A 13,344-nucleotide genomic window follows, 5' to 3' on the forward strand; every position below is an offset into this window, starting at 1 on the left:
CTTCGCCGAGCCGCGGGCGCCTCTCCTTGTCGGGCCGGGGGAGACGTGTTAGGCGAGCCCCGCGAAAAGGCGCGCCGCGCGCTTCGAAGGCGAAGCTCTTGACGGGACATCCCGAGCCGGCGCGAACCAGGAGTTTTCAAATGGCGGAAGGTAACGGCAACAACGGCGCGGCGGAGCAGGCCTCTGGTCAGCCGTCCCTGAATGCCCTAGGGCAATATTTGAAGGATCTTTCCTTCGAGAATCCCAATGCGCCGCGTTCGCTGGGACCGAGGGAGACGGCTCCGAACATCGCCGTTCAGGTGAATGTGAACGCCAAGCAGCTGGCGCCGACCGACTTCGAAGTGTCGATCACGCTCGACGCGAAAGCGGACGCCGACGGCGAGGTCATCTTCAAGCTCGATGTCGACTACGCCGGGATTTTCCGCCTGACCAACATCCCGCAGGAACAGATTCATCCGATCGTGATGATCGAATGCCCGCGTCTCCTGTTCCCCTTCGTGCGGCAGATCGTTGCCGACGCCACCCGCGACGGCGGTTTCCCGCCCCTGTTCATCGACCCGATCGATTTCGTCGGGCTGTATCAGCAGAAGGCGGCGGCCGCGGCGAATCAGACCGCCAACTAAGCCCCCGCGGCCTGCTCCAGAGCAGAGGCCGTGAGGCCGTAACGAGCCAACGCCGACGCCAATTCAGGTGTCGGCGTTTCGTTGCTGGTGAAACAGGCGCGGCGCGACAGGGGCTCGCCCGGGCGGGGCTCGCCGTCGCCGAGGCTTTGGCGCAGCATGTCGTCGACCCGGCGCGCGATGGCCGGGGCGGGATCGACCCAGGCCACCGGCCAGGGCGCGAGCCGTTCGAAACTGTCCGCAAGCAGCGGGTAATGGGTGCAGGCGAGGACCACCGCATCTGTGCGGGCGCCCTTTTTTTCCTGGAAGCAGGGCGCGATTTCCTGCGCGATCGCCTCGTCTTCGATTTTTTCGCCGCGCATCGCCTGTTCCGCGAGCCTCGCGAGTCGGCTCGACCCCACCAGATTGACCTCGCAATCGCCGGCGAATTCGCTGATCAGCTTCTGGGTGTAGTCGCGCGCCACAGTGCCGGGCGTCGCCAATACGGATATCATCCTGGAGCGGGACATCTGCGCCGCCGGCTTGACGGCCGGGACGGTCCCGACGAAAGGAAGCCGGGGCCAGCGCGCGCGCAGTTGCGGCAGCGCCAGCGTCGAAGCCGTGTTGCAGGCGACGGCGACGAGATCGGGAGTTTCCCGTTCGATCAATCCTCCCACGACTCCGAGCACCCGCTCGATCAGCGCGCTTTCGCCCCATGAGCCGTAAGGGAACCCCGCGTCGTCCGCGCAATAGATATAATCGGCTTCGGGGCGGATCTTCGCGATCTCGCGAAAGACCGTGAGGCCTCCGAGGCCGGAGTCGAAAACGGCGATTTTGGGCGGACGGACGATCACTGGCGTGGCGCTTTTCGAGATTCTGTGCTTAACCTTACCGGATAAGACAGGAGCGGGGCTTAAAAAAGACTTTGCGCTCCGGCTTTTGATCGTTGAGAGAAGGTCAAGTCTGATCCCGTTCAAACTGCCCTTGCGCCGGTCCCCCGCGCGGGTGTATAAGGCGCGAGTTTCCATCTCATAACGGTCGCCCTCACGGCGGTCGCCGGTTGAGAGTGGGTCCATCCGGACCCGCTCTTTTTTGTTTGGGATCAGGGCCTTCGCCTTGACCGTAACCTGAAGAAAGCCCGTCTTGACGCAAAACGCCGCCCCGATCGCCGCTCCGCTGGACGAGCCCCGTCTGGTCGCCGAGACCGGCCTCACGGCGCGCATCGCGGCGCTGGCGTCGCCGGTGCTGGAGCAACTGGGTTATAGGCTCGTCCGCGTGAGGCTCTCGGCCCAGAACGGCCAGACGCTCCAGATCATGGCCGAGAGGCCTGACGGGACCATGAATGTCGCCGATTGCGAGGCGGCGAGCCAGGCGCTGTCACCGGAACTCGACGTCGCCGACCCTATCTCGGGCGAATACAGGCTCGAGATTTCCTCCCCCGGGATCGACCGCCCGCTGGTGCGGGTTTCGGATTTTCTCCGCGCCATAGGCCATGAGGCCAGGATCGAGCTGGTCCATGGGTTGGATGGGCGCAAGCGCTTTCGCGGCGAGATAAAGGCCGTCGAGGGAGAAGGGCGCGACGCCGTAGTGACGCTCGAGCGCAACGACGCCCGGGACGATGAAGAAAAGAGCGTTCGCCTGCCTTTGCGCGATCTCGACGAAGGCAAGCTGATGCTGACCGAGGCTTTGATACGCGCGTCGCTGCGCGCAGCCAAAGAAGCGCAGGAGACCGAGGCCGGCGGCGAGGAGGAGCAAGATTCCGAGCCGGCCGAGCGTCCGCGTCGCGGCCCCGGCCGTTTCGCCGTGAAGCCGAAGGCGGAAAAGCCCAAGCCGGTGGTTCCCGCCGGGGTTCAGACCCATTTCAAGAAGGGAGGCGGAGGGAGCCCTTCTCGCGGCTAGCGTCATGTCCGATCCGAAAGGGTCGGCGGCAGGGATCAGCCGGCGAGAAACATTGCGCGTGACATATTATCCGGGGCGCAAACGCGTCCCGCCGCTAGCGAGCGCTCTTGCGCCGTAAGGAGACGACAAAAATGGCCGTCAGCGCCAATCGACTGGAAATTTTGCAGATCGCGGACGCCGTAGCGCGCGAGAAGTCGATAGACCGTTCTATTGTCATCGCGTCCATGGAGGACGCGCTGCAAAAGGCGGCTCGCTCCCGTTACGGTCAGGAAACCGAGGTGCGCGCGGAGATCAATCCGCGCACCGGCGAGGTGCGATTTTCCCGGCTGATGCTGGTCGTGGATCAGGTGACCAACGACGCCACCCAGATCTCGCTCGAAGACGCCCGCAAGCGCAATCCGGCGGCGCAGCCCGGCGACTGGATTTCCGAGACCCTGCCGCCTTTCGATTTCGGGCGCATCGCGGCGCAGTCGGCCAAGCAGATCATCGTCCAGAAAGTGCGCGAGGCCGAGCGCGACCGCCAGTATGAGGAATTCAAGGACCGCATCGGGGAAATCGTCAACGGCGTGGTCAAGCGCGTCGAATACGGCAATGTGATCATCGATCTCGGGCGCGGGGAAGGCGTCATCCGGCGCGACGAGATGATCCCGCGCGAGACCTTCCGCCCGGGCGACCGCGTCCGCGCCTATGTCTATGACGTCAGGCGCGAGCAGCGCGGACCGCAGATATTCCTCTCGCGCACGCATCCGCAGTTCATGGCCAAGCTGTTCAAGCAGGAAGTGCCGGAGATCTACGACGGGGTGATCGAGGTGAAGTCGGTGGCCCGGGACCCCGGCTCGCGCGCCAAGATCGCCGTCGTCTCCCGCGATTCCTCGATCGATCCGGTCGGCGCCTGCGTCGGCATGCGCGGCTCGCGCGTCCAGGCGGTGGTGGGAGAACTGCAGGGCGAGCGCATCGACATCATTCCGTGGTCGGCGGACGCCGCCACCTTCATCGTCAACGCGCTCCAGCCGGCCGAGGTCGTGAAGGTCGTGCTCGACGAGGACTCCAACCGCATCGAGGTGGTGGTGCCGGACGATCAGCTGTCGCTGGCCATCGGCCGCCGCGGCCAGAACGTCCGCCTCGCTTCGCAATTGACCGGCTGGGACATCGACATTCTCACCGAGGCGGAAGAATCCGAACGCCGCCAGAGAGAGTTCGAAGAACGCACGCGCGTGTTCATGAACGCCATCGACGTAGACGAAGTCGTGGGCCGGCTGCTCGCCTCGGAAGGGTTCAGCTCGGTCGAGGATCTCGCTTTCGTCGAACTCTCGGAGCTCGCCTCGATCGAGGGCTTCGACGAGGACACGGCGACGGAAATCCAGACCCGCGCCAAGAATTATCTCGATCGCGTGGAAGCCGAAAACGAAGCGCGCCGCAAGGAGCTCGGCGTCTCGGACGAGCTGCGCGAGATCGAGGGGATGACCTCGGAAATGCTCGTCAGGCTCGGCGAGAACGACGTCAGGACGATGGAGGATTTCGCGGGCTGCGTGCCCGACGATCTCGTCGGCTGGAGCGAGAAGAAAGACGGCGAGACCGTCAAGCACGAAGGTTTCTTCACCGGCGTCGATCTCTCTCGCGAGGACGCGGAAGCGATGATCATGGCCGCTCGCGTGCGGGTCGGCTGGATCGAAAATTCCGTCTCCCAGCCGCAGGAAGAAGGCGAAGAAGAAGGCGCAACGCAAGAGGCGGAACAGGATTGACGAAACAGGCGTCGCATCAGGAGCGGACTTGCATCATAACCCGCCGGCAGGACGCGCCGGAAGGGATGATCCGCTTCGTGCGCGCTCCTGACGGCACCGTGGCTCCGGACATCAGATCGCGGTTGCCCGGTCGCGGCGTCTGGGTCACCGCGAACGCCGGTCTCGTCGCCGAAGCCGCGCGCAAGCAGGCTTTTTCGCGTTCGCTCAAAACCAGGGCGGAGGCGTCGCCCGCGCTGGCCGAGGAGGTCGACAGGCTGCTCGAAGCCGACTGCCTCCAGATGCTGGCCATGGCGAACAAGGCCGGCGCTGCGGCGTTCGGATTCGGCAAAGTCGCCGCGGCCCTGGAGGGCGGCGAAATCGCCGTCCTGCTCGAAGCGGTCGACGGCGGCGAAGACGGACGCCGAAAACTCGCGCAAAGCGCGCGACGCGGCGAGGCCTCTACCGGAATATGTCCGAAAACGGTCTCAATTTTTACGTCGAACCAATTGGATTTGGCGTTCGGCCGCACAAATGTGATACATGCTGGGCTCGCGGCTGGGGGGCTCACGGACGCTTTTTTTTCCCGCGTCGCACGACTGGTCCGCTACAGGGCGGCGCCGGGCCGGATGGTCGACGAGGAACTTGGAAGCCGGCGGCGGTTGTGCGAAGACGACCGCGCCACTGAGAATTTGATGCGAATGGGTCAGCAGGACCCGGGATCGGAAACTGAATGAGCGAGAGCGAGAACAGCGGCGATAAAACCTTGACCGTGGCTCCGTCCAAGACGCTGCACCTCAAGCAGCGGCCGGCTGAGCAGGGCGGCATGGTGCGCCAGAGCTTCTCCCACGGACGTTCCAAAGTGGTTGTCGTGGAGAAGGTGAAGCGCCGCGCCCCAGGACATGTTGAGACGAAACCGGCAGCCTCGCCCGTGGCCGCGCCTGCGCCTGCGCCCGCCGCGCCTCCTCCGCCAGCGCCGACGAGGCCTTCGGCTCCCGCAAGACAGGCAGAGCCCCGTTCCTCCCGCGGATCCGCCGGCGTCGTGCTGCGCGCCCTGACCGACGACGAACGCGAAGCCCGCGCACGCGCCCTGTCCGACGCCCGCACCCGCGAAGAGGAAGAACGCCGCCGCGCCGAAGCGGAAGCCAAGGCGCGCGCCGAACGGGAAGCGCGCGAAAAGGAAGAGCGCGCCGCCGCCGAAGCGCGCAAGCGCGAAGAGGAAGAGCGTCTGGCGCGCGAGGCCGAGGCCAAGCGCAAATCGGAAGAAGAAGCGCGCCGCCGGCTGGCCGGAGAGGCTCCCGCGCCTGCCGCGTCCCGTCCGGCCTCCGCTGCGCCGCGCCCGGCTTCGGCTGCGCCCCGCGCCGCCGCTCCCGGCCGTCCGGCCGAGACGGCCGTTCCGGCCGCCGGTCAGACCGAAGTCAGACGTCCTGCAACGCCTTCCCTTGCGCCTCGCCGTCCTGCTGCCGCTCCGATGGCGCCGCCTCCCGCGCGTCCTGCGCCGAGCCGCGGCGGCTTCAAGGACAGAGGCCGCCTGACCGTCACCACTGCGACTGCGGCTGGCGACGAGGAGCGCACCCGCTCCCACGCCGCATATGTTCGCCGCAACCAGCGCCTCATGAAAGGGCGCATGGCGGAGCCCAAGGAGAAAATCACCCGGGAAGTCATTCTGCCGGAGACGATCACCATCCAGGAACTCGCCAACCGCATGTCCGAGCGGGGCGTGGACGTCATCCGCCTGCTGATGAAGCAGGGCGACATGCACAAGATCACCGATGTGATCGACGCCGACACCGCGCAGCTCGTGGCCGAGGAAATGGGCCACACGGTGAAGCGCGTCGCCGAGTCCGACGTCGAGGAAGGTCTGTTCGACGCACCCGACGCCGGCGAGGATCTGGTCGCGCGTCCGCCCGTCGTCACCATCATGGGACATGTCGACCACGGCAAGACCTCTCTGCTCGACGCCATCCGCCAGGCCAATGTGGTCGCGGGCGAAGCCGGCGGCATCACCCAGCACATCGGCGCCTATCAGGTGACGGCGCCGGGCGGCGCTCCCATCACCTTCATCGACACGCCCGGCCACGCCGCCTTCACGGCGATGCGCGCGCGCGGCGCCAAGGTGACCGACATCGTGGTGCTGGTGGTCGCGGCCGACGACGGCGTCATGCCGCAGACGATCGAAGCGATCCATCACGCCAAGGCGGCGCAGGTTCCGCTGATCGTCGCGATCAACAAGATCGACAAGCCGGACGCCAAGCCCGAGCGGGTGCGGACCGAGCTGCTGCAGCACGAGGTCCAGGTCGAGAGCCTCGGCGGCGAAACCCTGGAGATCGAAGTCTCCGCCAAGCAGAAACTCAATCTCGAAAAACTGCTCGAATTGATCGCCCTGCAGGCGGAAGTGCTCGATCTCAAGGCCAACCCGGTCCGTTCGGCCGAAGGCACCGTCATCGAGGCCCGTCTCGACAAGGGCCGGGGCCCCGTCGCGACCGTGCTGGTTCAGCGCGGCACGCTGCGGGTCGGCGATATCGTCGTCGCGGGATCGCAATGGGGCCGCGTGCGCGCGCTGCTGGACGACAAGGGCGCCGTTCGGCAGGACGCCGGCCCGTCCTTCCCGGTGGAGATCCTCGGATTTTCCGGGACGCCGGAGGCCGGCGACCGCGTCGCAGTGGTCGAAAGCGAGTCCCGCGCCCGCGAGATCACCGAATATCGCGAACGCCAGAAGCGCGAGAAGGCCGCCATCCGCGGCGGCTCCGGCCGCGGCTCGCTCAGCGACATGATGAGCCAACTCAAGACCCAGGGCCGCAAGGAGTTCCCCCTGGTCGTCAAGGGCGACGTTCAGGGGTCGGTCGAGGCCATCATCTCGGCGCTCGAAAAGCTCAACACCGACGAGGTCGCGGCCCGAGTGGTCCACGCCGGCGTCGGCGGCATATCGGAGTCGGATATTTCGCTGGCCGAAGCTTCCGGCGCGGCCGTCATCGGGTTCAACGTCCGAGCCCATAAGGAAGCCCGCGAAGCTTCCGAGCGCGCCGGAATCGAGATCCGCTACTACAACATCATCTACAATCTGGTGGATGACGTTAAGGCTGCGATGTCGGGCCTGCTCGCGCCGACCCTGCGCGAAACCATGCTGGGCAACGCCCTCATCCTGGAGGTGTTCGACATTTCCAAGGTGGGCAAGGTCGCCGGCTGCCGCGTCACCGACGGCCAGGTCGAGCGCGGCGCCAATGTCCGCCTGATCCGCGACAATGTCGTCGTCCACGAGGGCAAGCTCTCGACGCTGAAGCGCTTCAAGGACGAGGTCAAGGAAGTCGTGGTCGGCCAGGAATGCGGCATGGCTTTCGAGAACTACCAGGACATGCGCCAGGGCGACGTCATCGAATGCTACCGCATCGAGGAGATCAAGCGGACGCTGTAAGGCCGAATTCCGCGCCATTCGCGGACTGCCTCAACCGGATGACGAGAGTCGGGAGCAAAGCTCCCGGCTCGCGCCGCCATTTCTCGAAGCGAGACCATCATGGGCTATTACACGCGGGTGCTGAGCAAGCGCGCCGATGCTCCCGGCTTTGACGAGTTGAGCCGTGTCCTGGCGGAAGCAGCTGAGGGCGCGACCCTCTCTGAAGAGGAAAGCGAGGGCGGCGTCTGGACCAGCCTGCTCTTGTCCACGCCCGACGGCGATCCGATCGCCGTGCTGGACCGCAACCCGGTCGCCGGCGACTCGCTCGGCGCGGAGGAAATTGGGGAGTTTTTCGAGGAGCTCGCGGGCTGCAAGCCGGCGAGCGGCGCGGCCTGGGTCTCCGAATATCTGAAATCGGTCAAGACGGTTTACGCCTTCCAGCATCTCTCCGGCGCCGACGAGGACGCCGGTTTCGAGGCGCTCCAATCCCTGCGGGCCCATATTTTCGGAGGGGGCGACGCGATCCTTCAAGCGGACGGCGAGGGCTTCACCAATGAAGACGGCTACCAAATCGTCTGGCGGTTCGGCGAGACCGTGGACGGCCTATGGTGGATGGCCGTTCTCGAAAACGGCGAATGGAAAACGTTCCAGATGGACCTTGGCGACGCCGATCATAGACAGGCCTTTCAGCAAGGCCGCATCCCTGCCGGCGCGCATTTAGGCGAGGCTTAATCCGACCATGTCCAGATCACATCACGCACACGGCGCTGAGCCGTCGCAGCGCATGCTGCGCGTCGCCGAACTCATTCGCCATTCGTCGGCCCAGATTTTCGCGCGCGGGGAAATCAACGATCCCGTGCTCGAAAAACACGTGGTTACCGTTTCGCGGGTGAAGATGAGCCCGGATCTGAAACTTGCGACAGTTTACGTCATGCCTCTCGGCGGAGCCGACGAGCCTGAAGTTCTGGCCGCGCTCGATCGGCACAGGAAATTCCTGCGCGGCGAGCTCGCGCATTTGGTCAATCTGAAATTCGCTCCCGAACTGCGTTTTCGCATCGACGACAGTTTCGACAACGTCTCGCGCATCGACGCTTTGCTGAGCTCCGAAAAAGTGCGTCGCGACTTGCTGTCCCGCGAAACCGAGACCCCCGGGGAAGGGGACGATGAACAAGAGGAAAACGGCTCGGCCAGATGAATCAACGCAGATCGAACCGCAATATCGTCGATGGATGGATCGTGCTCGACAAGCCGATCGGCATGACCTCGACTCATGCCGTCTCGCGGCTGAAGCGCATTTACAATGGCAAGAAGGCGGGGCACGCCGGAACGCTCGATCCGCTGGCGTCGGGGATTCTCCCCGTGGCTTTCGGCGAGGCGACCAAAACCGTTCCCTTCGTTCAGGACGGCGAGAAGGCTTATCTCTTCACGGTGCGCTGGGGCGCGGAGACCGACACCGACGACTCCGAGGGCGCGGTGGTCAGGACCAGCGAGACGCGACCCGAGACAGCCGCGCTGACGGCGGCGCTGCCGGGCTTCATCGGCGACATCATGCAGACGCCGCCTCAATATTCCGCCATCAAGATCGCGGGCGAACGCGCCTATGACCTTGCTCGCGACGGCGAGACCGTCGCGCTCAAGGCCCGGCCGGTGACCATTCATCGCCTCGAGATTCTCGAGACGACGCCGGACGAAACGAAATTCGTCATGGAATGCGGCAAGGGCGCCTATGTCCGCGCCATCGCCCGGGATCTCGGGCGGCTGCTCGGATGTTTCGGCCACGTGACCGCGCTGCGGCGCACCCGGGTGGGGCCGTTCACGGAAGACGACAGCTTCACTTTCGAGGAAATCGAATCCGAGGGCGGGGCCGCGGATGCGCTTCTGTCCGTGGAAGCCGGACTGACCGAGGTGCCCTGCGTCGTCGTGGATCGCGATTCGGCGGCGCGCCTGCGGCGGGGCAATTCGCTCATTCTCCGCGGGCGGGACGCGCCCGCGGGCGGAATCATCTACGCAGCTTGCGGCGGGGTTCCGGTCGCTTTCGGCGAGGTGGTCGAAGGCGCGTTGGAGCCTTCGCGCGTCTTCAATCTTCCGTTCTGACAAATAAAAACGCCGCCCTTTCGGGGCGGCGTTGCTTCTTGGCTCGATATTATCGGCCCGCGTCCTGGATCGCGGACAAGATCCAGGAACCAGGTCCCGATCCCGCGGGGCGGCGGAAGGTCCAAACCTCGGTGGATTGGCCCGTCTGAGACGGGTCGCCGGAAACGACGCGGCCAGAGGCGCGGTCCTCCAAGACGTCGGTGTAGGCGTAGCGCATCGCGACAGTGGCGTATTCGTCCGCGCCTTCCCGCCAGGCTTCCGACAGATCACCCTGGAGAAGCTTGACGTTGGAAATGCGGTTCACCACACCCTTCTGACGGTTGGCGGCGAGCTCCTCGTCGAAATAACCGGCCATCTCGCGCGTCGCCAGCCGCTGCAGGGCGGCGCTGTCCTCCCGGCTATAGGCCTCCTGAATCTGCGACAGCAGCCGTTCGAAAGCCGGCAAATCTTCCCCCGCGAGACGGAGCGGAGCGGTCTGGGGCTTTTGGGCGCCGCCGCCAAAGCCGAAGCCGCCGGGGGAGAAGCCGGGGCCGCCGGAAAAGAAGTTGGCCTGCGGGCGGGGGCCCGCGCCGGCGGGCGCAGCCTTGCGGCTTTGCCACCAGGCGAAGGCGAAGCGCGCCAGCAGCGCGACCAGGGCGAGCTGGAACAGGAGGCCGATGAAGGAAGCGAAGCCCTCAAGGCCGCCAAAGAGCCCGTGCCCGGTCAGGAGACCGAACAGGCCGGCGCCCAGCAGACCGCCGGCGAGGCCGCCGAGCAGGCCGCGGCCGAAGCTCGAGCCCTGAGGGGCGAAGCCGGGCCGGGGCGCAGCGAAGCCGGGCTGCTGCTGGGAGGCGGAGGGAGGCGTGATCGAGCGCTGAATCGGCGCTGCGTTCATGGGCGCGGTCGAGGTCGCGGGCGGCGGCGAGAAAGTCCTGGAGCCTCTGCTGCCCATATTGGACGGCATCTTGGCTTCGCCGATGGCCGGAGCCAGGGCGACGAGCGCGGCGAGGACAAGAATTTGACTGAAACGGCGCCTCGGCGCCTTATGCGGTGACATTTATCAACCCCGTTTATCGCGCGGGCCCCGCCCGCTGCCGGCCACTATATAGGAACGGCCCAGTCTTCTCACAAATAGGCGGTGTTGCGCCTCGAAGATCGAGCAGGCATTAAAGCTCCTATGCGACAATATCTCGATCTTCTCGACAGGGTGTTGACGGAGGGCCGCCGCAAGGAGGACCGCACCGGCACGGGCACGCTCTCGGTGTTCGGGCATCAGATGCGCTTCGATCTTTCGGCAGGGTTTCCCCTGGTCACGACCAAGAGATTGCACACGAGATCCATCATCTATGAATTGCTGTGGTTCCTGCGCGGCGACACCAACATCGCCTATCTGCGCGAGAACGGAGTCACGATATGGGACGAATGGGCAGATCCGAGCGGCGAGCTCGGCCCCGTCTACGGCCGTCAATGGAGGTCATGGGCGGCGCCCGACGGGCGCAGCATCGACCAGGTCGCGGAGGTCGTCGCCGAGATCAAGCGCAACCCATTCTCCCGGCGCCTGATCGTCTCGGCCTGGAATCCCGCCGACCTCGGCAAGATGGCGCTCGCGCCCTGCCACTGTCTGTTCCAGTTCCATGTCGAAGAGATGGAGGCCGGGAAAAAACTTTCCTGCCAGCTCTACCAGCGTTCAGGCGATGTGTTTCTGGGCGTGCCGTTCAATATTGCGAGCTACGCTTTGCTCACCCATCTGATCGCGAGGGAAACCGGATGCATCGCAGGGGAGTTCATCCATAGCCTCGGCGACGCGCATCTTTATCTCAATCACATCGAACAGGCCCGCGAGCAGCTCGGCCGAGCGCCTCGGCCCTTGCCGCGTCTGATGCTCGAGCCTTCGTCCCTGTTCGAAACGCGTTACGAAGACATCCGAATCGAAGATTACGATCCCTGGCCGGCCATCGCCGCGCCGATCGCCGTTTAGAGTGTTTTCATGTTCATGAAAACACTCTAAGCTTTTGTTTTGACGCGTTTCCAACGCCGAACCGGCATCCACTTCGGCTGGAAACGCTCTAGGAGGCTAAAGCGTGGTTCGACTCGTGGCCGTCGTGGCGGTAGCCCGCAATGGGGTGATCGGGGCCGACAACGGGCTGCCCTGGCGCGTTTCGAGCGACCTCAAGCGTTTTAAGGCGCTGACGATGGGAAAGCCGCTGATTCTCGGCCGGCGCACTTTCGAATCACTGCCGCAGGCCCTGCCAGGGCGCCGCATCATCGTCGCGACGCGGGCGCAGGATTTTTCCGCGGAAGGGGTTGTCGTGGCGCACAGCCCGGACGAGGCCGCCGAGCTCGCCTGCGAGATCGCTCGGGAAATGGGTTCCAACGAAGCGATCGTCGGCGGGGGCGCTGAGATTTTCCGCGCTCTCATGGATCAAACCAGCCGAATCGAGCTCACGGAAATCGCGCTCGAACCGGAAGGCGACGTGTTTTTCCCAAAGTTCGATATGACTCAATGGCGGGAAATCGCCCGCGCAAGCCCCGCGCGCGGCCCCCGCGACGAGGCGGATTTCTCCTTCGTCACGCTGGAGCGTCGCTGAGAACCGGTTTTGCGCCGCCTCCGCCCCCCAAAACCGGCCTTTTGCGGGCCACGGCGCAGTCAAATCGCAGAGCCGGCCAGAGTTTTTGCACATGGCGAGATAAACTCCTGTTGCAGCCGCGGCGAGGGCCGGCTATATAGCCCCGCACGGACGCGACGCGTCCTGTCGCGCCGGGCCGATCCGGCTGGCGCACGGCGGAAAACGCCAATGTCGGAGTGTAGCGCAGCCTGGTAGCGCACCTCGTTCGGGACGAGGGGGTCGGAGGTTCGAATCCTCTCACTCCGACCATTTATTCTCAAAAAATCCAAATCTGGCTCGGCGCGCAGCGCCCGATTGGACTCGCGACCCGGCGCGAAGGCCATGATCTCCCGGTGTGACGCCGCCGCCCCCGGGCTTCGCCCGCATGAGCGTCTTTCCGCTCCCCGCAAAACCAGTCTTCCCCCCGCTATTTACGCGCGGCGGCGATCTTGGCGTTGTTGGGGGCCTTGGCCATGAGCTGCTCGATGCGGTCGCGCTCGCGCTTGAATTCGGAGAGCAGCTTGCCGTCGAATTCGCGGGTGCGGGCCAGCTTGACCCGCATCGGATCGACGAAATGGCCGTTGACCATGACCTCGTAATGGAGATGGGGGCCGGTGGAGAGGCCGGTGGAGCCGAGGAAGCCGACGGTCTGACCCTGCTTGACCCTCACCCCTTCGGCGATGCCGCGGGCGAAGCCCGACATGTGGTTATAGGCGGTGACATAGCCGTTGGCGTGCTGGATCTCCACCCGGCGGCCATAGCCGCCATGCCATTCCGCCATGATGACGACGCCGTTGCCCGCCGAGAAGATCGGGGTGCCGATCGGCGCCGCCCAATCGACGCCGGTGTGCATCTTGTAATAGCCGAGGATCGGATGGCGGCGGTATCCGAAGCCCGAGCGCGTCTCGCCCACGGCGATCGGCTTGCGGACCAGGAATTTGCGGCTGGAGCGGCCGTTCTCGTCGTAGTAGTCGACCAGCCCGTCGTCGGGGGTCTGGAACCGATAGAAGCGGTAGGTCTCGCCGCGCGTGCTCAGTGAGGCATAGAGAAGCGCGTCG

13 protein-coding genes and 1 tRNA gene (1 of these 14 running past the window's edge) are annotated in these 13,344 nt (G+C 65.3%); 11 read left to right on the plus strand and 3 right to left on the minus strand.

The window, feature by feature from the left end; translation table 11 throughout:
• The first annotated feature begins 140 nt into the window (after positions 1–140).
• Positions 141–623: a protein-export chaperone SecB gene (gene secB / locus H2LOC_RS16775; RefSeq protein WP_136498238.1), complete on the plus strand. Its 483-nt coding sequence runs from the start codon at positions 141–143 to the stop codon at positions 621–623.
• Here the strand turns inward: secB and murI are convergent.
• Complete coding sequence (murI, locus tag H2LOC_RS16780; protein WP_246207205.1) at positions 620–1,450, minus strand: glutamate racemase; 831 nt, start codon at positions 1,448–1,450, stop codon at positions 620–622. The two genes, secB and murI, sit on opposite strands and share 4 nt — an antisense overlap.
• 292 nt (positions 1,451–1,742) lie before the next feature.
• Between murI and rimP the strand changes: the two genes are divergently transcribed.
• From rimP to truB, 7 genes are all read left to right on the plus strand, one after another.
• On the plus strand, positions 1,743–2,498 hold the full coding sequence (gene rimP, locus H2LOC_RS16785) for a ribosome maturation factor RimP (RefSeq protein WP_136498239.1): 756 nt from the start codon (positions 1,743–1,745) through the stop codon (positions 2,496–2,498).
• Positions 2,499–2,629: 131 nt separating this feature from the next.
• The gene (nusA, locus tag H2LOC_RS16790; RefSeq protein WP_136498240.1) at positions 2,630–4,240 is read left to right on the plus strand and encodes a transcription termination factor NusA; all 1,611 of its coding nucleotides are present in this window, start codon (positions 2,630–2,632) and stop codon (positions 4,238–4,240) included.
• Positions 4,237–4,953, plus strand: coding sequence for an RNA-binding protein (locus H2LOC_RS16795; protein ID WP_136498241.1), 717 nt, complete (start codon positions 4,237–4,239; stop codon positions 4,951–4,953). The genes nusA and H2LOC_RS16795 overlap by 4 nt, the downstream gene beginning before the upstream one ends.
• A complete protein-coding gene (gene infB, locus H2LOC_RS16800; protein WP_136498242.1) occupies positions 4,950–7,628 on the plus strand; it encodes a translation initiation factor IF-2 in 2,679 nt (892 codons plus the stop codon). Before H2LOC_RS16795 ends, infB begins: the two co-directional genes overlap by 4 nt.
• A gap of 99 nt (positions 7,629–7,727) precedes the next feature.
• Positions 7,728–8,339: a hypothetical protein gene (locus H2LOC_RS16805; protein WP_136498243.1), complete on the plus strand. Its 612-nt coding sequence runs from the start codon at positions 7,728–7,730 to the stop codon at positions 8,337–8,339.
• A gap of 7 nt (positions 8,340–8,346) precedes the next feature.
• Positions 8,347–8,802: a 30S ribosome-binding factor RbfA gene (gene rbfA / locus H2LOC_RS16810; protein WP_136498244.1), complete on the plus strand. Its 456-nt coding sequence runs from the start codon at positions 8,347–8,349 to the stop codon at positions 8,800–8,802.
• On the plus strand, positions 8,799–9,701 hold the full coding sequence (gene truB, locus H2LOC_RS16815) for a tRNA pseudouridine(55) synthase TruB (protein WP_136498245.1): 903 nt from the start codon (positions 8,799–8,801) through the stop codon (positions 9,699–9,701). Before rbfA ends, truB begins: the two co-directional genes overlap by 4 nt.
• 49 nt (positions 9,702–9,750) lie before the next feature.
• On the opposite strand, the gene H2LOC_RS16820 is transcribed toward truB, so the two are convergent.
• On the minus strand, positions 9,751–10,737 hold the full coding sequence (locus H2LOC_RS16820) for a Tim44 domain-containing protein (protein WP_136498246.1): 987 nt from the start codon (positions 10,735–10,737) through the stop codon (positions 9,751–9,753).
• A gap of 120 nt (positions 10,738–10,857) precedes the next feature.
• On the opposite strand from H2LOC_RS16820, the gene H2LOC_RS16825 reads away from it, so the two are divergent.
• The 3 genes from H2LOC_RS16825 (at position 10,858) to H2LOC_RS16835 (ending at position 12,556) form a co-directional block, all read left to right on the plus strand.
• Positions 10,858–11,658 (plus strand): thymidylate synthase, encoded by an 801-nt coding sequence (locus tag H2LOC_RS16825; RefSeq protein WP_136498247.1) that lies wholly within the window; start codon positions 10,858–10,860, stop codon positions 11,656–11,658.
• A 103-nt stretch (positions 11,659–11,761) separates the two neighbouring features.
• On the plus strand, positions 11,762–12,268 hold the full coding sequence (locus H2LOC_RS16830; protein WP_136498248.1) for a dihydrofolate reductase: 507 nt from the start codon (positions 11,762–11,764) through the stop codon (positions 12,266–12,268).
• Between the two features lie 211 nt (positions 12,269–12,479).
• Positions 12,480–12,556 (plus strand) — tRNA-Pro (locus H2LOC_RS16835).
• 157 nt (positions 12,557–12,713) lie between these two features.
• On the opposite strand, the gene H2LOC_RS16840 is transcribed toward H2LOC_RS16835, so the two are convergent.
• On the minus strand, positions 12,714–13,344 hold the final stretch of the coding sequence (locus H2LOC_RS16840) for a M23 family metallopeptidase (RefSeq protein ID WP_136498249.1). The gene runs 1,406 nt beyond the window's last position; only the last 631 of its 2,037 coding nucleotides appear in the window; its start codon lies beyond the right edge, outside the window; the stop codon is at positions 12,714–12,716.

Source organism: Methylocystis heyeri (assembly GCF_004802635.2).
Lineage (GTDB): Bacteria > Pseudomonadota > Alphaproteobacteria > Rhizobiales > Beijerinckiaceae > Methylocystis > Methylocystis heyeri.